This window comes from Candidatus Rhabdochlamydia porcellionis, from assembly GCF_015356815.2.
GTDB classification, from domain to species: domain Bacteria; phylum Chlamydiota; class Chlamydiia; order Chlamydiales; family Rhabdochlamydiaceae; genus Rhabdochlamydia; species Rhabdochlamydia porcellionis.
In genome coordinates, this window is record NZ_CP075585.1 from 501,855 (window position 1) to 520,943 (window position 19,089).

At 38.4% G+C, this 19,089-nt stretch carries 18 protein-coding genes and 2 tRNA genes; 14 read left to right on the forward strand and 6 right to left on the reverse strand.

The window, feature by feature from the left end; translation table 11 throughout:
* Positions 1-313 precede the first annotated feature (313 nt).
* Positions 314-2,326, forward strand: a complete 2,013-nt coding sequence (locus RHAB15C_RS02335) for an autotransporter outer membrane beta-barrel domain-containing protein (protein ID WP_220716069.1) — start codon at positions 314-316, stop codon at positions 2,324-2,326.
* Positions 2,317-2,787: an autotransporter outer membrane beta-barrel domain-containing protein gene (locus RHAB15C_RS02340; RefSeq protein ID WP_194844919.1), complete on the forward strand. Its 471-nt coding sequence runs from the start codon at positions 2,317-2,319 to the stop codon at positions 2,785-2,787. Before RHAB15C_RS02335 ends, RHAB15C_RS02340 begins: the two co-directional genes overlap by 10 nt.
* A 4-nt stretch (positions 2,788-2,791) precedes the next feature.
* On the opposite strand, the gene RHAB15C_RS02345 is transcribed toward RHAB15C_RS02340, so the two are convergent.
* Both RHAB15C_RS02345 and RHAB15C_RS02350 read right to left on the reverse strand, forming a co-directional pair.
* A complete protein-coding gene (locus RHAB15C_RS02345; RefSeq protein WP_194844920.1) occupies positions 2,792-3,646 on the reverse strand; it encodes a hypothetical protein in 855 nt (284 codons plus the stop codon).
* Between the two features lie 68 nt (positions 3,647-3,714).
* On the reverse strand, positions 3,715-4,167 hold the full coding sequence (locus RHAB15C_RS02350) for a SufE family protein (protein WP_194844921.1): 453 nt from the start codon (positions 4,165-4,167) through the stop codon (positions 3,715-3,717).
* A gap of 218 nt (positions 4,168-4,385) precedes the next feature.
* Here RHAB15C_RS02350 and infA point away from each other — a divergent pair, with 218 nt between their 5' ends.
* From infA to rpoC, 12 genes are all read left to right on the forward strand, one after another.
* Entirely contained in the window at positions 4,386-4,604 is a 219-nt protein-coding gene (gene infA, locus RHAB15C_RS02355) for a translation initiation factor IF-1 (protein WP_194844922.1), read from the forward strand.
* A 143-nt stretch (positions 4,605-4,747) separates the two neighbouring features.
* Positions 4,748-4,819: transfer RNA gene (locus tag RHAB15C_RS02360), tRNA-Thr, on the forward strand.
* Positions 4,820-4,872: 53 nt separating this feature from the next.
* Complete coding sequence (gene tuf, locus RHAB15C_RS02365; protein WP_194844923.1) at positions 4,873-6,054, forward strand: elongation factor Tu; 1,182 nt, start codon at positions 4,873-4,875, stop codon at positions 6,052-6,054.
* Between the two features lie 61 nt (positions 6,055-6,115).
* Positions 6,116-6,190 (forward strand) — tRNA-Trp (locus tag RHAB15C_RS02370).
* Positions 6,191-6,225: 35 nt separating this feature from the next.
* Positions 6,226-6,492 carry a preprotein translocase subunit SecE gene (gene secE / locus RHAB15C_RS02375; RefSeq protein WP_220716070.1) on the forward strand — a complete coding sequence of 89 codons (267 nt, stop codon included), beginning with the start codon at positions 6,226-6,228 and terminating at the stop codon, positions 6,490-6,492.
* 14 nt (positions 6,493-6,506) lie between these two features.
* Complete coding sequence (gene nusG, locus RHAB15C_RS02380) at positions 6,507-7,055, forward strand: transcription termination/antitermination protein NusG (RefSeq protein ID WP_194844925.1); 549 nt, start codon at positions 6,507-6,509, stop codon at positions 7,053-7,055.
* 17 nt (positions 7,056-7,072) lie between these two features.
* Positions 7,073-7,501, forward strand: a complete 429-nt coding sequence (gene rplK, locus RHAB15C_RS02385) for a 50S ribosomal protein L11 (protein ID WP_194844926.1) — start codon at positions 7,073-7,075, stop codon at positions 7,499-7,501.
* Between the two features lie 17 nt (positions 7,502-7,518).
* Positions 7,519-8,229, forward strand: a complete 711-nt coding sequence (gene rplA, locus RHAB15C_RS02390) for a 50S ribosomal protein L1 (protein ID WP_194844927.1) — start codon at positions 7,519-7,521, stop codon at positions 8,227-8,229.
* Between the two features lie 4 nt (positions 8,230-8,233).
* On the forward strand, positions 8,234-8,752 hold the full coding sequence (gene rplJ / locus RHAB15C_RS02395; protein WP_194844928.1) for a 50S ribosomal protein L10: 519 nt from the start codon (positions 8,234-8,236) through the stop codon (positions 8,750-8,752).
* A 23-nt stretch (positions 8,753-8,775) separates the two neighbouring features.
* Positions 8,776-9,192 carry a 50S ribosomal protein L7/L12 gene (gene rplL, locus RHAB15C_RS02400; RefSeq protein ID WP_246587602.1) on the forward strand — a complete coding sequence of 139 codons (417 nt, stop codon included), beginning with the start codon at positions 8,776-8,778 and terminating at the stop codon, positions 9,190-9,192.
* Between the two features lie 160 nt (positions 9,193-9,352).
* A complete protein-coding gene (rpoB, locus tag RHAB15C_RS02405) occupies positions 9,353-13,117 on the forward strand; it encodes a DNA-directed RNA polymerase subunit beta (protein WP_194844929.1) in 3,765 nt (1,254 codons plus the stop codon).
* Between the two features lie 17 nt (positions 13,118-13,134).
* Complete coding sequence (rpoC, locus tag RHAB15C_RS02410) at positions 13,135-17,331, forward strand: DNA-directed RNA polymerase subunit beta' (protein WP_194844930.1); 4,197 nt, start codon at positions 13,135-13,137, stop codon at positions 17,329-17,331.
* An 89-nt stretch (positions 17,332-17,420) separates the two neighbouring features.
* Here rpoC and RHAB15C_RS02415 read toward each other — a convergent pair whose 3' ends face one another.
* The 4 genes from RHAB15C_RS02415 to RHAB15C_RS02435 are packed head-to-tail and all read right to left on the reverse strand — an operon-like array spanning position 17,421 to position 18,996.
* Complete coding sequence (locus tag RHAB15C_RS02415) at positions 17,421-17,702, reverse strand: Imm53 family immunity protein (RefSeq protein WP_194844931.1); 282 nt, start codon at positions 17,700-17,702, stop codon at positions 17,421-17,423.
* A 10-nt stretch (positions 17,703-17,712) separates the two neighbouring features.
* Positions 17,713-17,913 carry a hypothetical protein gene (locus tag RHAB15C_RS02420; RefSeq protein WP_194844932.1) on the reverse strand — a complete coding sequence of 67 codons (201 nt, stop codon included), beginning with the start codon at positions 17,911-17,913 and terminating at the stop codon, positions 17,713-17,715.
* Positions 17,913-18,785, reverse strand: coding sequence for an immunity 53 family protein (locus RHAB15C_RS07250; protein ID WP_194844933.1), 873 nt, complete (start codon positions 18,783-18,785; stop codon positions 17,913-17,915). The genes RHAB15C_RS02420 and RHAB15C_RS07250 overlap by 1 nt, the downstream gene beginning before the upstream one ends.
* 10 nt (positions 18,786-18,795) lie before the next feature.
* Complete coding sequence (locus tag RHAB15C_RS02435) at positions 18,796-18,996, reverse strand: hypothetical protein (RefSeq protein ID WP_194844934.1); 201 nt, start codon at positions 18,994-18,996, stop codon at positions 18,796-18,798.
* Between the last annotated feature and the right edge of the window lie 93 nt (positions 18,997-19,089).

The following is a 19,089-nucleotide window of genomic DNA, read 5'->3' on the forward strand; positions in this document are numbered from 1 at the left end:
CGCGTCAGGGAATCCAGGAGGAAATGGTGGTTTTGGCGGTGGAGGTGGAGGCGGTTCTTCAGCTGGAACAGGTGGGATAGGAGCAGGAAATGGAGGAACTACTGGCTTAGTCGGAGGAGGAGGAGCTGGCTTTGGAGGGGCTATCTTTAATCGTGCTGGGTCTGTCCTTGTTCTAGGGAACACCAAAACAACAGGTAGTGCGCTCGCAGGAGGAGAACCAGGTGGTGGGTCTGCTGGGCAAGATTTTTTCGGGATCACTAATGGAGCGGACGGGGATACTACACTCATTTTTAACCCAATCTCCGCTCAAACCATGTCGTTTTCAGGGTCTATTGGCGATACTAGTGCAAATACATTACCTACAGGTGATAATCCAAGGAGTGGCCCAGGCTTACTTCTTACAAAAAATGGAGCGGGTTTGCTTATCTTACTAGGAGCAAATACCTACTCTGGAGGGACAAATGTTACAGCTGGGGTATTGCAGGGAAATACTATGAGTTTACAAGGGAACATTGCAAATGCTAGCACCGTAATATTCGATCAACCTGGCACAGGTACTTACGCAGGTGTAATTAGCGGAATGGGAGCTGTCATCAAGCAAAATGCAGGTAAAGTCACATTAGCAGGTATCAATACCTACTCTGGAGGAACAACTATTAATGAAGGGACATTAGCTCTTTCAGGAGCTGGTACTTTAAACTCTATGGGAAACGTTGTTATAAATGCAGGAACTTTTGATATAAGCGGCATTACTGCTTCTTCTCAAACAATAGGAAATTTAAGTGGGGCTGGTTTTATTAACTTAGGAGCCAAACAGCTCATAGCAGGGGCCTCTAATAGCACCACTTACGCAGGAGTCATTCAAGGAACTGGTGGAGTTACTAAACAAGGCAGCGGGATATTCACTCTAACAGGAGCCAATACCTACTCTGGAGGAACGACTATTAATGCAGGGACGTTAGCTCTTTCAGGAGCTGGTGCTTTAAACTCTACAGGGGATGTTATCATAAATGCAGGAACTTTTGATATAAGCGGCATTACTGCTCCTTCTCAAACAATAGGGGATTTAAGCGGAGCTGGTATGATTAACTTAGGAGCTAAAGAGCTTATTGAAGGATCGGATAATAATACAAGCTATTCAGGGATTATTCAAGGAACTAACGGATCATTTACTAAGCAAGGTGGTGGCATGCTGATGTTTACAGGAATGAACACCTGTACAGGAAATACAAATGTTAATGACGGGATGTTTCTTGTTAATGGGATGATAGAAGGTTCTGTCAATGTGGCTGCGAATGCTACTTTAGGAGGTATAGGAGCAGTTGGTAACTTAGTTAATGCAGGATTTGTTTCACCTGGACAATCTATCGAGACGCTTACAGTCAATGGAAACTATACCCAGCTTCCCAATGGACAGTTAGTTATAGAGATAGCCCCTAATGGAGCAACTGATTTGCTCGATGTGACAGGAGCTGCAACTTTAGATGGATCCTTGCATATTATTCCAGAAGTTGGAGTATATCCAGAGAACACTATTTACACATTTCTTACAGCAGCTAGCGTAACAGGTGTGTTTAGCAGTAATTTTAGCGATATCCCTATACCTTACTCTGTGAATTATTCTCCAACCAGTGCTTTTCTGATCGTATCTCCTTTTATTATTACTCCTGTGCCTAATTCAGACTTAAGCGGTAATGCAAGAACAGTTGCGGATTACCTCTTCTGCACCTCTTTTGATTTTAACAATCAAGATCTTGTTAATCTAGCAGAGGCCTTAACAGCTCTTTCTCCGACGGCTTATCCAGAAGCGCTAAATACATTAACCCCTGTTCCATTTGCAGCATTTGCTTTAGAAGAATTAGAAAATAACTACAATGTAGCTTCTACTTTTTTTGGGCCACAAGTAGGGCAAAACCCTCCTTGTTGTGAAGGAATAGAGGCTACTACAAATATCTGGCTGAGTCCTATAGGTTTTATCTATACTCAAGACAATCAACATGAGACTCCTGGTTTTAACGATCATACTTATGGATTTTCTGCAGGTATAGATGGTTTAGTAGTGGATGATCTCAGTATAGGAGTGGGTATTGGATATACCCATACTCATCTTAGCTGGAACTGGGGACGAGGAAGAGCTAATGCAAATTCTGCGTACTTAGGCCCTTATTTGAAATACAATTACAAAGATTTTTATTTAGATTTTCTTGTGCTAGGCGTAGGCAATTTTTATGATGTCAGTCGAAAAATTCAATTTCCAGGATATTCTCGCAAAGCAGACTCTCATCCCACTACCTGGATATTTCAGAGATGCTCCTTGTGGGTTTAAGACTTGGGCCACTTAATCAATCAGGTATTCTCTTTCAACCTGAGATCAGGTTAGATCAATTTAACATGTTCCAGACAAGGTTTACAGAAAGTAGTGCTGGTGTGATTAATCTTGATGTAGAAAATTGCTATTCTTCTTTTTTCCGTACTTTGGTCAATGCAAAATTTGCCAGAGAATGGTTGTTTTGCAATGTATGTTTGGTTCCTAGTGTTAATGTGGGCTGGTTAAGAACTACTCCCCTAACAGGAAATCACTATACTACTAAATTTCGCAATGATACATTTTGCCGACCCAATTTTACAGTCCCTGGCTTTCACAAAACAATGAACCAAGTTCTTGTTGGGGCACAAGTATCGGCTGCCTATCGAGAATGCTTTGATTTTTCTTTAGGTTATCAAGGTAAATTTGGAAAAGGCGCAACGATAAATGAGATAAATATGGGTTTGAACTGGAGATTCTAAATCTTCAGAATTTTTCTGGTTGAGCTATGCTTTGGTTACTCAATGGATTAACTTGATAAAGAATAAGAGTAGATATATGATGTCTTAAGCTTTCAAGAGACATTTTTGCTACTGTATCATAGTTAAGATTTGCAGAGTCTCCAAAAAGAGCTTCAGAAGCATTTCTAAAATAAATCAAAGGCTCTATCCTAAATTTAGTAGAAAAGGTGGCATTTAATCCCTGGATTTGATTCCTTTGCAAAGGAGCTTGATTAGAGATAGTTAGTAAATCTTTTTTTTCTATAAGGTAACTGAGATTGCCTGCAGCAACTGTATCAAATAGAGCAACTTTGAAGCATAGATCTATTTTTAAAAGCAATACTTGGTGTTGGAGTTGAATAATTTCTTCTAATCTAGATTTAGGATTTGAAAGATTAGTATCTTGTATTAGCTCTTGTAGGTGTGCTTCTACTTCTATATATTCTTTTTTAGCAAGTAAACAATGAGGTATTATGACTTTTTCAGACTCAGAAAGGGAAGTTTCTTGATATATTTGGTATATGCTTTGCATTTCTCTCAAGCCACTAGAGACTTTTCCCGCTTCTTGTGCATTTTGGATCATATTACCGGCTATTTTAACAAGTAATCCTCCAGCAGACTGAGCAGTAATAGTCCCTGCTAGGGATAACCAGAAAGGAAGCATCATTGTTTGAAGAGGAATAAAGCTTAGGAAAAAAGCTGTTGCAACTAAACTTGATACAGTTGCAGCTAAATAGTATAGTTTTTTTTTATTTTCAAAATTAGCAGGGTTTTTGTGTAACTCTTCTTTAGAATGAAGAAGCACAGGGTGATTAGGAAAGTTTGAGTAAGTAATAGTCATAAATTAAATAATTAAAGATAACAAATTAACATTGTATAATAAAGTAACTTTTAAAATAAACAGCTAAGTTAATTTGCGTTTTTAGTTAAAGCTTTTAAAGATTCTTGTTTCATGCGTAAGAATAAACTGGAAAGACCGTTTGATCTACTAGGAGATAAGGCTGCATAAAGGCCTATTTCTTCTAAGAAAAGGGGAGGGCATTTTAGGATTACCTCAGGAAATTCTCCTTGGTAAACAGAAAGCAAAAGAGCGGCAAGTCCTGATGAAATAAGTGCTTCAGAATATGCTTCAAAATACATTTTTGCATCTTTAAGATAAGAGCGAAGATACATAGTGCTTTGGCATCCTTTAACCAGGTATTCGGGGGTTTTGTCTAAGGAAGGATAAGGGGGCAAAGTCTTTCCTAGTTCAATAATTTTTTGATATTTTTCCTCAGGAGTTATGTAGGAATCAAATATTTTTTTAATTAAGGATTGCTTACAAAGGCAACTTTCGAAAGTATGGGTTAAATCTATATTCATGTAGGCAAGGATAACTTAATTGAAAATCTTAAGTCAAGAAAGTGATAATTCTCATTGACAATTTGCAGTAAATCGTGTTTGATGAGTTCCGCATTTAGGTAAAATCTCTTGTTTATTACTATGTGGCTGCTTTTAAAGCTAGCTTAAGTATAGATAATTTTTTTTAAAAACACCTAGAACGGAATATATTACATTTTAAACAAGCATGTTATTTTTTTATGCCAAAAGAAGACAAGATTAAAATTGATGGCACGGTAGAAGAGCTTCTTCCCAATATGGCTTTTTCTGTTATTTTAGAAAACGGGCAACGTGTTTTAGCTCGTCTTTGCGGAAAGATGCATGAGTGCAACATTCGCGTTTTTGTAGGAGATATTGTTACGGTTGAAATGTCCCCTTATGATTTGAGCAAAGGACGTATCTTATATAGAAAGCGATAAGAAAACCGGTTTTTTATACGTAGGTATTGAATTTATTTGTCTTAAGGAATAAACTTCGTTGCTTTCGACTTGGAAGAAGTCTCTTTATAAGGAGTAAGCAAGAGGTTTTGTCATTAAAACTTGGGAAATCTTGCTCTTTTAAGGCCCAGGTAGCTCAGTGGTAGAGCATTTGCATGGTAAGCAAAAGGTCGTAGGTTCAATTCCTATTCTGGGCAAAATATTAGAAATATAAGCAACATATGCATACAGGAGCCTAACGGAGGATCTGATGGCCAAAGAAGCGTTTCAAAGAAATAAGCCTCATGTCAATATCGGGACAATTGGTCACGTTGACCATGGCAAAACCACATTAACAGCAGCAATTACCAAGATTCTTGCGCAAAAGGGAGGTGCAAAGTTTCGTGACTATGCATCTATTGATAATAGCCCTGAAGAAAAAGCACGTGGAATTACTATTAACTCTTCTCATGTAGAATACGAAACGGAAAAACGCCATTATGCTCACGTAGACTGCCCAGGGCATGCAGATTACGTTAAAAATATGATTACAGGAGCGGCTCAAATGGATGGAGCTATTCTTGTTGTAGCCGCAACTGATGGAGCAATGCCCCAAACTAAAGAACATATTTTATTAGCTCGTCAAGTAGGTGTTCCTGCTATCGTAGTATTCTTAAATAAAATGGATATGATGAAAGGGGAAGAGGATCTTGTCGATCTAGTCGAGATGGAGCTACAAGAGCTATTAGAGGAAAAAGGCTATAAGAATGTTCCAATTGTACGAGGTTCTGCTCTGAAAGCTTTGGAAGGAGATCCCGAGTCTGTAAAATCTATTGAACACTTAATGGACGTTGTTGATGAAAGCATCCCTACTCCAAAACGGGATATAGACAAACCTTTCCTATTACCTGTTGAAGATGTATTCTCTATTTCAGGACGTGGAACTGTTGCTACAGGCAGAGTGGAAAGAGGTGTAATTAAACCTAATGATAAGTTGCAAATAGTAGGAATAAAAGATACTCGTGAGACTGTAGCTACTAGCCTTGAGATGTTTTTAAAGGTTTTAGATAAAGCAGAAGCTGGAGAGAATGTAGGCGTTTTATTGCGTGGTGTTGAAAAGAAAGACATTGAGCGAGGTATGGTGCTTGCAGCTCCTAATTCTTGTGCACCTCATAGTCAATTTGAAGGAACTGTATACGTATTAAAAAAAGAGGAAGGAGGCCGTCATAAGCCCTTTTTTACCAAATATCGTCCTCAATTTTTCTTGCGTACAACCGATGTAACTGGAGCGGTTACCCTTCCAGAAGGAACAGAGATGGTTATGCCAGGTGATAATGTAACTTTAAAAGTAGAGTTAATTCAATCCGTTGCCATGGAGGAAGGAATGCGTTTTGCTATTCGTGAGGGTGGTAAGACAATTGGCGCAGGAACCATTACTAAAATTTTGAAATGATAGTGTTTTGGAAAAATGTAAATGAGCTCTTGTTAAAAGAGCTCGTTTATTTTGCTGTCAGGGGTGTGTAGCTCAGCCTGGCTAGAGCAGCGATCTCCAAAGTCGCCGGTCGGGGGTTCGAATCCCTCCGCACTCGATACAATATAAATTTAAGGTGCCTTTATGTGTGCTATGGATACTAAGCTAAGTCCAACAAGATTACCTTCAGATTTGCATGTGCAATCAGCCCTTAAGAAAAAATCTACTTTAAGTTATATCCAAGGGATAAAAGAAGAGCTTAAAAAGGTAAGTTGGACGACGAAGGAAGAGCTTATCTTGTCTACCAAGGTTGTTATTGCGGTAACTTTTATTTGTGGAGTAGGGATTTATTTTGTGGACCTTCTCGTAAAGGGCAGTTTGGATTTTATTTCATATGTAACACATAAAACACTAGGTTAAAGTAATGAGGCTTCATGCATAAATGGTACGTCATACAAGTTGTCTCTGGTCAAGAAAAAAAGATCAAAAAGTCTCTAGAAGAAAAACGTAATGCAAGTGGAATGGATGAGATTCTTGAAGAAGTTCTCGTTCCGACTGAAAATGTGGCTGAAGTTAAGGGTGGTCAACAAAAGATTAGCGAAAAAAAGTTGTGGCCTGGTTATGTACTTGTAAAAATGATTTTAACAGATGATTCTTGGCAGTATGTAAGTAAAACAAATGGCTTTTTGGGCTTTTTAGGTGGAGACAGGCCTAATCCATTATCGCAAGAAGAAGTTAATGATATTTTAAAAGATCTAGAGGAAAAGAAAAAAGGGGTTGTTCAGAAACACAATATTACTATTGGAGATCAGGTAAAAATTACAGACGGTGTATTTATCAATTTTACCGGAAAAGTAATAGAAGTCTTTCATGAGAAGGGACGTTTAAGCGTTATGGTTTCCATTTTTGGAAGAGACACTCGTGTTGATGATTTAGAATTTTGGCAAGTAGAACAACTACCTACTGAATCTGAAGTAAACTAGTATTCAAGGAATGAAGAATGGCAAAGAAACTAAAGCTTTTAAAAAAAATTAAACTACAGATTCCAGCTGGTAAAGCTAATCCTGCTCCCCCTATAGGGCCCGCTCTTGGAGGTGCTGGAGTAAATATTATGGCTTTTTGCAAAGAATTCAATGCAAAGACACAGGATAAGGCTGGCGATATTTTGCCTGTTGAAATTTCTGTTTTTCAAGACAAAACATTTACGTTTATTACAAAACAACCTCCTACTCCAAGAATGCTTCTTAAAGAAGCGGGAATAGAAAAAGGCTCTAAAGTACCAAACCGCGATAAGGTGGGAAAACTCAATAAAGAGCAGGTGATGAAAATCGCTAAAAACAAACGTTCTGATATGCGTGCTCGAACCGATGAAGCGGCTTGCAGGCTTGTAGAAGGAACAGCGCGTTCTATGGGAATAGATATTATATAAACTTTGAAGGAATAAAAATGCATCGAAGCAAAAGATTTCGGGAGATAGCTAGCAAGATCAAGCCTCATGAAAAGTATGATTTAGCTCAAGCTATCGAAATTTTAAAAAACTGTCCTCCGGTTAAGTTTGACCAATCGGTAGAGCTATCGCTTAAAACAAGCATCGATGCCCAGAAGCCAGATCAACAGGTTCGTGGGACCGTTTCATTACCGAATGGAACTGGAAAGCAAACCATTCTTGCTGTTTTTGCTAAAGGCGAAAAAATACAAGAAGCTCTTGATGCTGGTGCGGATTATGCTGGGAACGAGGAGTTATTTGAAAAAATCAAAAAGGGTTGGACCTCATTTGATGTTGTTATAGCAACACCTGACATGATGCGCGACTTAGGAAAGTATGCAAAGGTTTTAGGCCCAAGAGGGCTAATGCCTACTCCTAAAGCAGGAACTGTTACCAATGACGTTGCAAGTGCTTGTAAACAAGTGAAAATGGGTAGAATTGAATTTAGAGCAGACAAACAAGGTGTGATTAACACTCTAATTGGAAAACTTTCTTTTTCAAAAGAGAATCTTATAGAAAATATCACTGCTTTTATCAACGCGATTGTTAGAGCTAAGCCATCTAGTGCTAAAGGACAATATATTCAATCTATCGTATTGTCGTCTACGATGGGACCTGGATTAAAAGTTGACTTAAGCGTAATTGCAGGATTACAGGGAACAAAGGGATAATAGCATGAGACAAGAAAAGCAATTACTTCTCAACGAGATTAAAGAAAAAATTGGCAATTCCAAGGCTCTTGTGCTAGCACAGTACCAATCCCTTGAACCTAATATTTCTGCAGATCTTCGTGCGAATTTAGAGCAAACAGGTGCAGAATTAGAAGTTGTTAAAAAGAGAATACTTCTTAAAGCAGCAGAGAATGCTGGGATCATTTTAAATACATTTACTATGCAAGGGCATATCGCAGTTGTTTTTGCAAGCCAAGATCCGATTCCAGCTACAAAGGTAATTTATCAATTTTGTCAAGATAATGAGAAAAATGTAGAGGTTGTTGGTGGATGTTTTGAAGGAGAAATTTGCTCTGCAGCGGATGTAAAGCAGATTTCTCAACTACCAAGCAAAGAAGAGATGCAAGCGCAATTCTTAAGTGTGCTTGAGGCCCCGATGGCACAAATGCTATTGGTTGTGCAATCTCTACTTACTAGTGTCATATGCTGCTTGGATAACAAAAGCCAACAAGAAAACTCGTAAATTTAAACAAGAAGAGGTTGATCGTGAGTACCCAACAAAAAAATATAGAAGAATTAGTTGAATCTTTAAGTCACTTAAGTGTTTTGGATATGGCTAAGCTAAAAACAGCTCTTGAAGATAAATGGGGCGTAAAAGCAGCAGCAGCCCCTATGATGATGGCGACCCAAGCTGCAGCTCCAGCTGCAGAAGCTGCTGTTGAATCTACCGAATTTGAAGTATCTTTAATAAGTGCAGATCCAGATCCTAAAAAAAAGATAAGCCAGATTAAAGCGATTCGTGAAACTACGGGACTTGGTTTAAAAGAATCACAAAAGTTTATGGAAGATGCTTCTGTAGCAACTCCAAGTATAATAAAGGCATCCTGCTCTAAGCAAGAGGCGGATGAAATCTGCGCTAAGTTTAAAGAAGCTGGTGGAGAAATTAAAGTAAAAGGTCTTTAATTAGTTTTTCTTAAGAGCCAAGTAGAGGTTATTTTATGACTTCTACTTGTGTGTTTTTTTGGTTTAGTTAAAGTTTTAGTGTTTCATAGCTTAAAGAGGTTATGAAAATAATAGAGAATTCTTACCTCATTCTAACAGACAAAGAGTAGGAGCCGTTTCAATGTTAAAAAGGCCGCCCCATAGGGTGAGTTTCCAAGACAGGAAAGAGATTATCGACCTGCCAAACCTGATTGAAATTCAAATTAAATCTTATAGCCAATTTCTTCAGGCAGATAAATTGCCTAATGAAAGAGAAAATATTGGATTGCAAGAGGTTTTTACAGAAATTTTCCCTATCAAATCGTATGATGAAAAAACAATCCTTGAATATATTTCCTATACTTTAGGAGTCCCTAAATATACGCCAGAAGAATGCATTCGTCGCGGAATTACCTACAATGTTTTTTTGAAAGTTAAATTTCGACTAACCGATGAAACAGGCATTAAAGAGGAAGAGGTCTATATGGGGACCTTGCCTATAATGACTGATAAAGGCACTTTTATTATTAATGGTGCAGAGAGGGTAATTGTCTCTCAATTACACAGATCTCCTGGTATTTCCTTTGAACACGAAAGGCATATAAAAGGTATAAATATTTATTCTTTTCGAATTATTCCTTATAGAGGAAGCTGGTTAGAAGGGGCCTTTGATTCAAGTGATCATATTTATATTTATATCGATCGTAAAAAACGCAGACGTAAAATTCTAGCAACTTCTTTTATCCGTACTCTTGGATATTCTACGGACGCGGATATCATTGAAGAGTTTTTTAGCACGGTAAAAATTAAGATTCGTTCAGATAAAGATTTCCCAAAATTAGTAGGAAAGATTCTGGCAGAAGATGTGGTAGATGAGGAAAACGGTGTCATTTTTGGAAAAGCAGCAGAAAAGCTTACTACATCTATGTTAAAGCGCATGTTAGATGCAGGGATTTCTTCTGCAAGAATTGCTGAAGATGCAGATGAAACAAGTCCTGTTATTAAAATGTTAGCTAAAGATCCAACAGATTCTTATGAATCTGCTTTGAAAGATTTTTACCGTAAAATTAGACCAGGTGAGCCAGCTACGCTTTCTAATGCACGCTCTGCAATCATGCGCCTATTCTTTGATCCAAAGCGTTATAATTTAGGAAGAGTTGGACGTTATAAACTTAACCACAAGCTAAAGTTTTCTACCGAAGATGAAGATTTAGATGTGGTTACTCTGCGTAAAGAAGATGTAATTGGTGCTGTCAGATATTTAATTCGCTTAAAGAGAGGAGACGAGGGCTTTGACATTGATGATATCGATCATTTAGGAAACCGTCGTGTTCGTTCTGTCGGTGAATTGATACAGAACCAATGCCGTGTAGGTCTTTCTCGAATGGAAAAAATTATTAAAGAAAGAATCAACTTGTTTGATTTTACTTCTGACACGCTAACTCCTGGTAAAGTAGTTTCAGCCAAAGGTCTGTCTGGGGTTCTGAAAGACTTTTTTGGAAGATCTCAACTTTCTCAATTCATGGATCAAAATAACCCTATTGCAGAATTGACACACAAAAGACGTCTCTCTTCCCTAGGACCAGGTGGCCTTAATCGGGAAAGAGCTGGCTTTGAAGTTCGAGACGTGCATCCAAGCCATTATGGTCGTATTTGTCCTATTGAAACGCCAGAGGGCCCAAATATCGGTTTGATTACCTCTCTTGCTGCATTTGCTAAGCTCAATGAATTTAGCTTTATTGAAACCCCTTATCGTATTGTAAGAGATGGACTTGTAACGGATGAAATCGAGTACATGGACGCAGACCAAGAAAAAAATTGTGTGATTGCACAAGCATCTACAGCTTTGGATGAACACAATCTATTTATCGATTCTATTTGCTGGGCTAGACACAAAGGTGAGCCGCTAAAAATTGAAACGAGTAAGGTGACGCATATGGATGTTTCTTCGAAACAACCAGTTTCTATTGTTACCGGTTTAATTCCTTTCCTAGAACATGATGATGCTAACAGAGCTTTGATGGGCTCTAACATGCAACGCCAAGCTGTGCCTCTTTTGCAAACAGAAGCTCCTATTGTAGGAACAGGCCTTGAATCTAGAGCTGCTCGAGATTCTGGAGCCATTATACTGGCAGAAGAAGATGGTATCGTTGAGTTTGTGGATGGATTTCAGATTGTGATTGCGGCTAAATCGAATCCTTTACTTAAAAAGACATATCATTTAAAAAAGTTTATGCGATCTAATGCAGGAACTTGCATTAATCAAACTCCACTTTGTTCTATTGGAGATGCGATAGAAGCGGGAGATATTATTGCAGATGGACCTGCTACCGATAAAGGGGAAATTGCTTTAGGCAAAAACGTCTTAGTAGCATTTATGCCTTGGTGTGGTTATAACTTTGAAGATGCGATTATTATTTCAGAGAAGCTTGTTAAACAAGGAGCATACGATTCTGTCTTAATTGAAGAATTTGAAGCTCAAGCGCAGGTTACTAAAATTGGCAAAGAGGAGATTACTCCAGATATTCCTAATGTTTCAGAGTATCCTTTAAGGCATTTAGATAAAACCGGCGTGGCTCGGAAGGGGGCTAAAGTTGTACAAGGAGATTACTTAGTTGGTAAAACCGTTCCAAAAGTAGAAGATAATGCTCCTTTAGAAAAAAAGTTGCTTTGCGCTATTTTTGAAGAAAAAGGTGATGAAGTAAAAGATGCTTCTTTAATTGCCCCTCCAGGAACATCTGGGGTCGTTATGGATGTAAGGGTCTTTACCCGTAGAGATCGTTTATCCAAAACAGATGATGAGTTAGTAGAAGAAGCCACTCGTATTAAAGATATTCATCAAGAGTTTAAAGCTAAAGAATCAAAACTCATTATAGAGTTTCATGAACAAGTAGGCGCTCTTTTATTAGGAGAAGCTGCTCCAGCACCTATTATGCATCGTAAAACAGGTGATATTCTGATTAAAGAAGAAGAGATCATCACACAAGAGATGATTGAGCTTCTAGAAGAAGAAAAACCTGAAGATTTGATTCTTGGAGAAGCAGAAGAATATGATACTCTTAAAAAATTAATGCGTGAGTTTGATTCGCAAATGCAAGCCTTACAGCAGCAGCATAAAACAGAAATTGAATTTATTCGCAAGGGAGATACCGAATTAGATCCAGGGGTTATTCGCCAAGTTAAAATCTATGTTGCTTCAAAACGCAAGCTAGAAGTAGGAGATAAAATGGCAGGACGTCATGGAAATAAAGGGGTTGTTTCTAAGATTGTTCCTGAGCAGGATATGCCCTATTTAAATAATGGAGAAACCATTGAGATGATTTTAAATCCTCTAGGTGTTCCTTCTCGTATGAATATGGGACAGCTATTAGAAACCCACCTTGGGTATGCAGCTACAAAAGCAGGGATTTATGTAAAAAGCCCTGTTTTTGAAGGGTTTCCAGAGTCTCGTATTTGGGCAATGATGAAAGAAAATGGTCTCCCTTCTAATGGAAAGAGCTATTTATATGATGGGCGTACAGGAGAGCGTTTTGAAAACCCTGTTGTGTGTGGCTACATATACATGCTTAAATTGAATCACTTAGCTGCTGATAAAATTCATGCTCGTTCAGTTGGTCCTTATTCGCTTGTTACGCAACAGCCATTGGGAGGAAAAGCCCAAATGGGAGGACAAAGGTTTGGAGAGATGGAGGTTTGGGGTTTAGAGGCCTATGGTGCTGGTTATACGTTGCAAGAATTAGTAACGGTCAAATCAGACGCTGTTGAAGCAAGGCTTCGTGCTTATGAATTGATTGTAACAGGTGAAAACCTTCTATGGACCAGGGTCCCAGAGTCTTATAATGTACTTGAAAAAGAGATACGTGGCCTTGGAATAGATATGTGTGCCGTATCAGCAGAAGAAGAGTAAAACTTGGAGTAACTTAAATGTCGGAAGAATTCAATAATTCCCGCTTTGAAAAAAGCTCTCGTTTTGGGAAAGTGGCTATTCAAATTGCATCTGATGACAAAATTCGCAATGAATGGTCTCGAGGGGAGATTAAAAAAGCTGAAACAATTAACTACCGTACCTATAAGCCAGAAAAAGGTGGGTTGTGTTGTGAGAAGATTTTTGGTCCTACTAAGGATTGGGAATGTGGCTGTGGGAAATATAAAAAAATCAAGCACAAAGGGATTATTTGTGATCGTTGTGGTGTAGAAGTTACCCTAGCTAAAGTGCGTCGTCAACGAATGGCACATATTGAGCTTGCTGTTCCCATTGTTCATATCTGGTTTTTTAAAACCATGCCATCTCGCATTGGTAATATTTTAGGGATGTCCTCTGCTGATTTGGAAAGAGTTATTTATTATGAAGAATATATTGTTATTGATCCAGGTCATACAGAGCTAGAGAAAAAGCAGCTGCTAAGCGATGTTCAGTATCGAGAAGCTCAAGAAAAATGGGGAACCGATACTTTTGTTGCTAAAATGGGGGGAGAAGCTATTCGCGATCTTTTAGAAAAAGAAGATCTACAAACCCTTGTAGTGGAGCTAAAAGACAAGTTACGTAAGACAAAGTCCATGCAAGCGCGGATGAAATTAGCTAAAAGACTAAAGATTGTAGAAGGTTTTACCACTTCTCCTAACCGTCCAGACTGGATGGTAATGGCAGCTATTCCCGTCATTCCACCTGATTTAAGACCCCTTGTTCCTTTAGATGGGGGACGCTTTGCAACATCTGATTTAAACGATTTGTATCGCCGTGTCATTAACCGTAATAATCGTTTAAAAGCGATCCTAAAGTTAAAAACGCCTGATGTGATTGTACGCAATGAAAAAAGGATGCTTCAAGAAGCAGTAGATGCTTTATTTGATAATGGTCGTCATGGCCATCCTGTTATGGGAGCAGGGAATCGCCCGCTTAAATCCTTATCAGAAATGTTAAAAGGGAAGCAGGGTCGTTTCCGCCAAAACCTTTTAGGAAAAAGGGTAGATTACTCTGGTCGCTCTGTCATTGTTGTAGGCCCTGAGTTAAAATTTAATCAATGCGGCTTGCCTAAGCAAATGGCTTTGCAGTTGTTTGAGCCATTTATCATTAAGCGCTTAAAAGATTTAGGCTACGTATACACGATACGTTCTGCTAAAAAGATGATTCAAAAGCAAGCTCCTGCGGTATGGGATGTATTGGAAGAAATTACAAAAGACCATCCTGTTATTTTGAACCGTGCACCTACTTTGCATAGATTAGGCCTTCAGGCATTTATTCCTACACTTGTTGAAGGAAAGGCCATTCGTGTACACCCGCTTGTATGCTCTGCATTTAATGCGGACTTTGACGGTGACCAGATGGCAGTTCATGTGCCTTTATCATTGGAAGCACAACTAGAAGTAAAGTTATTGATGATGGCACCAGACAACATCTTTTTACCTTCTTCTGGTAAGCCTTCTGCGGTTCCTTCACAGGATATGATCTTAGGTTTGTATTACCTCATGTTAGATCCTATTTATATCCCGGAAGAGCATGGTAAAAAAACAAAGGTTTTTGTCGATAAACAAGAGGTTCTAATGGCTTTAGCACCAGGAGCTGGGAGCTATAATTTTGATGAATCTCAAGTAGAAGGTGAGCGTCGTGATGACTTAGGAAGAGGAATCAGATTACATGAGAAAATCAAGCTTAAGTTAGATAACAGCATTATTGAAACAACACCAGGGCGCGTTTTATTCAATATGATTGTTCCTAAAGAACTTGGATTTCAAAATTACACCTTGCGTAAGAAGAAAATGAGTGAGCTTGTTCTTGAGGTGTATAAAAAAGTAGGTTTAGAAGCAACTGTGTGCTTCCTCGATGATATTAAAACCCTTGGATTTTCCGAAGCAACAAAAGCTTCTTTATCGATGGGGGTTTATGATGTTAAAATCCCAACCAATAAAAAGAAAGTTATTGAAGACGCTGAAAAACGAATCGAAGCGGTTGTTAAACAGTATGAAGATGGTATTATTACTGAGGGAGAGCGTCACTCCAAAATTATTGGTATGTGGACAGAGGTGACAGATCTATTATCTGAAGAGTTATTCAAAATGATTAGCTCATTAAAGCAGGGTGAATTAAACTCTCTTTTCTTAATGATGGATTCTGGTGCTCGAGGTAATAAGTCTCAAGTTAAACAGCTCGGAGCTTTACGTGGTTTAATGGCAAAACCATCTGGTGAGATTATTGAATCTCCTATTATTGCAAACTTCCGTGAAGGACTAAGCGTTCTTGAGTTCTTTATCTCCTCTCACGGAGCTCGAAAAGGTCTTGCTGATACCGCCTTGAAAACAGCAGATTCTGGATACTTGACTCGTCGTCTTGTAGATGTAGGGCAAAATGTCATTATTACAGAAGCTGACTGTGGAACGTTAAATGGAATTGACGTTTTTGCAATTAAGCAAGGACAGGAAGAGCTTCTTTCTTTAAAAGATCGTATTTTTGGTCGCGCTGTCTGTGAAGATATTTACCAACCGGGTGATAGTACACAATTGATTGCAAAAGCAGGAGCCGTTCTCAATGTTTTACAAGCAGAAAAAATCGATGACGCAGGAATAGAAAGCGTTCGTATTCGTTCTGCCCTTACTTGTGAAGCAAGAAGGGGAATATGTGCAAAGTGTTATGGCACTGATCTGGCGAATGGGATGCTGGTTGGTTTAGGCGAAGCTGTAGGGATTATAGCTGCTCAATCTATCGGAGAACCAGGAACTCAGCTTACTATGCGTACTTTCCATACTGGAGGAATTGCATCAGCGGGTATTTCTCCTGAATTAATTGCAGAACATGATGGTGTTTTAGTCTATATGGGTCTTCGTACCGTGGAGACAGATGAACATGTGTTCTTAGCGTTAAATAAGAATGGTTCCTTGCATATTGTGCGTAACGAAGGAAGAACTTTAGATGAGTATAAGAAATTACTCAGCACTAAATCTATAGAACCTTTGCAAACCTTCACAGTAGAACTAGGAACGCGTATTTTACTTGCCGATGGAACTAACATCAAAAAGAAAACAAAAATTGGTTATTGGGAACAACATAATGTTCCGATTATTTGTGAGCGTCCAGGTTACGTAAAATACGAAGATCTTGTGGAAGGAATTTCAACACAAAAGGAAATAAATAAGCAAACAGGTCAAACAGAACTGATTGTTAAACAGCACCGCGGTGAGCTCCATCCTCAGATTGTCATTTATGCAGATCCTAAATGTACAGAACTTGTGGGAACATATGCGATTCCATCAGGTGCATATATTTCGGTACAAGAAGGGCAATCTGTAACAGCTGGTATGTTGCTAGCTCGTCTTCCTAGAGGAGCTATTAAGACAAAAGATATTGTTGGAGGATTGCCTCGTGTTGCAGAGCTATTTGAAGCTAGACGTCCAAAAGATGCTGCTGAGATTGCCAAGATCGATGGAGTTGTTGATTTCCGTGGGGTGCAAAAGAATAAGCGTATTGTGATTGTTCGCGATGATGAATCCGGCATGGAGCAAGAGCATTTAATTCCTTTGACTAAACACTTAATCGTGCAAAGAGGTGACTTTGTTATTAAAGGACAGCAGTTAACCGATGGTTTGGTTGTGCCTCAAGAAATCCTTGATATTTGCGGTGTTCGCGAGCTACAAAGATACCTTGTCAACCAAGTGCAAGAGGTTTATCGCTTACAAGGGGTAGATATCAATGATAAACATATTGAAATCATTATCCGTCAGATGTTGCAGAAAGTACGTGTAACGGATCCAGGCGATACCATCTTCTTATATGGAGAAGATGTAGATAAGAAAAACTTCCATGCGATGAACTCTAAAACCTTAAATGAAGGTGGGCGTCCTGCGCAAGCAACTCCTGTACTTTTGGGTATTACTAAAGCTTCATTGGGAACAGAGTCCTTTATTTCTGCTGCTTCTTTCCAAGAAACAACACGTGTCTTAACAGATGCAGCTTGTGAAGGTAAAACAGACTACTTGCTAGACTTTAAATCTAATATTATCTTAGGACATATGATCCCTGGAGGAACTGGATTTGAAGAGTATCGTGAAAGAGTTTTAAATCTTGATCGTGAAGAAAAAGAGCCACTTATTTTTTCTTTTAATGATAGTGATCCTGTGCTTGTTGGATAGTTTTTCTTTTGAACTAAAGCCCTATTATAAAATAGGGCTTTTTTTATCTTATATTTTTACTTTTTTTCTCATTAATAGATATGGTACTGTTAGCAAATTAAACACAGAAATTTGATTGCGGCTAACGCAAAAAAAGTATGAGCTAACTTGTCAAATCTTAAAATAAGTCGCTTGTTTTCTTTAACTTGTTCTGATCGATCTATTTTTACCTTTTGGAAATTTTTATCTTCCAGTTCTGTGTCTTCCAAATCTACTGTTAATGACCAACCAGGATTATCAATAGTTCCTAGATGGATTTTATGACTCTGTTCCCAATCTTTATTACAGTGAGATTGATACCATTGTTGCAGCCATAAAAAATCGTCTTTCATACATATTCCATTATTTTGGGATTTCCCAAGGCGAAGGTAGTCTAATGCCTCCTAGGCAAGAAGGATCATGGATATGAGGAGATTCTATCCTTTTGTCTAAAACCTTATTATGGTGAGGATCAGCTCCTGGGCCATCATATCTTTTTACACTTTCCCAAGGTTTTGGACTTCTAGGGTTGGTTTGTGGTTTATAGGTCTCATACTTTATCATTATACTTCTGGGTATTTCTCCAAAAAATGGCCAGCAACTCGAATCTCTCTACCAGTTTCGAGTTCTATAAGATAAATCCAGTCTCCTAATTCCGAGCAAAATTCTTTCGCAATATTTTCAAATTTAATTTCCCACATGCGACATACAGTCCCAATTCTTCCTGGATAAAACTGCTCTGGAGCATCTTTCTTAACAATAACACGATCATCCCATGTATATTCATTATTTTCAGATAGTTCATTTTCCATTGCCCAGTGACGAAACACCTTCAAAACTTCTGGTAAGTTTTTAGCCCCACACCTTGCTTCAAATTGCATATCCTTAACTTCACAAAATATCCAATCTTGTTCTGATTGATCTATTTTTATCTGTTGGAAATTTGCATATTCTAGATCTGTATCTTCCACATTTATTGTTAATGACCAACCAGGATTGGCAGTGTTCTTGAGACAAACTCCATAAGTATGCTCCCAATCCCCATTACAGTAGCTTTGATACCACTGTTGCAGCCATAAAAAATCATCTTCTTCTATAGATTCTTCTGTTATTTTGATATTTTCTAAGGTAAGGTCAAAGGGTTCATTTTCAGCCCAATGACGAAATACTTTCAAAATTCCCGGTAAGTTTTCAACGCCACATCTTCCTTCAAATTTAGTATTCTTAACTTCGCACGATATCCAATCTTCTTCCGATCGATCTATGTCCTCTATCTCTTGGAAATTCTTACTTGCCAGTTTTGTATCTTCCAAATCTATTGTTAATGACCAACCAGGATTATCAAGAGTCTCCAGATGGATTCTAAGATCGTGTTCCCAATTCCCATTACAATAAGTTTGATACCATTGTTGCATCCATAAAAAATCGTCTTTCATACCTATTCCGTTATTTTGGGATTTCCCAAGGCAAAGCTGGCCTAATGCCTCCTGGATAAGCAGGATCATGAATATGAGGGGTTTCTATATCTTGTTTTAAAACCTTGTTCCGATGAGATTTACTTCCTGGGCCATCATATCTTTTTACACTTTCCCAAGGTTTTGGACTTCTAGGGTTGGTTTGTGGTTTATAGGTCTCATACTTTATCACTTTATTTTTTGAACTTCTGAATCCACTATGTGCTCCTTTTGCTCCTGGAAAAGGCTTTATTGGGTCCGGTCTTCCACTTCCTTTACCAGTTCC

Excerpts from the sequence above, each read along its gene's own strand:
- rplA (WP_194844927.1), top strand. The coding sequence starts at position 7,519 with ATGCATCGAAGCAAAAGATTTCGGGAGATAGCTAGCAAGATCAAGCCT.
- rplJ (WP_194844928.1), top strand. The coding sequence starts at position 8,234 with ATGAGACAAGAAAAGCAATTACTTCTCAACGAGATTAAAGAAAAAATT.
- RHAB15C_RS02420 (WP_194844932.1), bottom strand. The coding sequence starts at position 17,913 with ATGATAAAGTATGAGACCTATAAACCACAAACCAACCCTAGAAGTCCA.
- RHAB15C_RS02335 (WP_220716069.1), top strand. The coding sequence starts at position 314 with ATGTCGTTTTCAGGGTCTATTGGCGATACTAGTGCAAATACATTACCT.
- secE (WP_220716070.1), top strand. The coding sequence starts at position 6,226 with ATGGATACTAAGCTAAGTCCAACAAGATTACCTTCAGATTTGCATGTG.
- nusG (WP_194844925.1), top strand. The coding sequence starts at position 6,507 with ATGCATAAATGGTACGTCATACAAGTTGTCTCTGGTCAAGAAAAAAAG.
- rplK (WP_194844926.1), top strand. The coding sequence starts at position 7,073 with ATGGCAAAGAAACTAAAGCTTTTAAAAAAAATTAAACTACAGATTCCA.
- tuf (WP_194844923.1), top strand. The coding sequence starts at position 4,873 with ATGGCCAAAGAAGCGTTTCAAAGAAATAAGCCTCATGTCAATATCGGG.
- RHAB15C_RS02350 (WP_194844921.1), bottom strand. The coding sequence starts at position 4,167 with ATGAATATAGATTTAACCCATACTTTCGAAAGTTGCCTTTGTAAGCAA.
- RHAB15C_RS02345 (WP_194844920.1), bottom strand. The coding sequence starts at position 3,646 with ATGACTATTACTTACTCAAACTTTCCTAATCACCCTGTGCTTCTTCAT.
- rpoB (WP_194844929.1), top strand. The coding sequence starts at position 9,353 with ATGTTAAAAAGGCCGCCCCATAGGGTGAGTTTCCAAGACAGGAAAGAG.
- rpoC (WP_194844930.1), top strand. The coding sequence starts at position 13,135 with ATGTCGGAAGAATTCAATAATTCCCGCTTTGAAAAAAGCTCTCGTTTT.
- infA (WP_194844922.1), top strand. The coding sequence starts at position 4,386 with ATGCCAAAAGAAGACAAGATTAAAATTGATGGCACGGTAGAAGAGCTT.
- RHAB15C_RS02415 (WP_194844931.1), bottom strand. The coding sequence starts at position 17,702 with ATGAAAGACGATTTTTTATGGCTGCAACAATGGTATCAATCTCACTGT.
- RHAB15C_RS07250 (WP_194844933.1), bottom strand. The coding sequence starts at position 18,785 with ATGAAAGACGATTTTTTATGGATGCAACAATGGTATCAAACTTATTGT.